The 542-nt window shown below is 52.8% G+C and carries 1 protein-coding gene and 1 tRNA gene; both read left to right on the top strand.

Annotated features, from left to right (window positions below):
- Positions 1–67: 67 nt before the first annotated feature.
- Positions 68–158: transfer RNA gene (locus AC1RPR_RS08145), tRNA-Tyr, on the top strand.
- A gap of 18 nt (positions 159–176) precedes the next feature.
- Complete coding sequence (locus AC1RPR_RS08140; RefSeq protein WP_289864660.1) at positions 177–458, top strand: co-chaperone GroES; 282 nt, start codon at positions 177–179, stop codon at positions 456–458.
- Positions 459–542: the final 84 nt, after the last annotated feature.

Below are 542 nucleotides of genomic sequence, written 5' to 3'. Positions count from 1 at the left end.
CTCTACTTGAGTTACCGGACGCTGTGGTTGTTCGAGTCTCCCCCACAATCACCAATTTTAATTCACTGGAGTCGTGGCCGAGTTGGTCGAAGGCGCGGGCCTGTAGAGCCCGTTCCCCTAGCGGGACGCGGAGGTTCGAATCCATCCCGACTCCACCAGTTTCTTAGGAATCCTAAATGGCAATTACGCCTCTCTACGACAAGGTTGTTATCCGTCCGCTAATTTCGGACCAGACCACATCTGGTGGTATCGTGATTCCGGGTACGGCAGACAATTCTGATCGTGGTGTTGTGGTGGCCGTAGGCGAAGGACATATCCTGCGCGACGGTTCGATCCGTCCTCTGCGCGTTAAGGTAGGTGACACGGTTATCACGTCAATGACGACTGCAACCGTAGAAGTAGATGGTGAAGAGCTGAAGGTGTGCCTAGAAGGCGACCTGATTGGTATCATCAGTTAAGTAGTACGAATCAGATAGTGAGCCGGACGAAGTTGTTACCCGGTCTATCTGACTCAATTCCGGTGTAGCTCAGCGGTAGTAGCA

This window comes from Dellaglioa sp. CoH-57-MRSF-22 (genome assembly GCF_056781895.1).
Note: the sequence above shows the minus strand (reverse complement) of the source record. Positions and strands in the feature narration are given on the sequence as shown.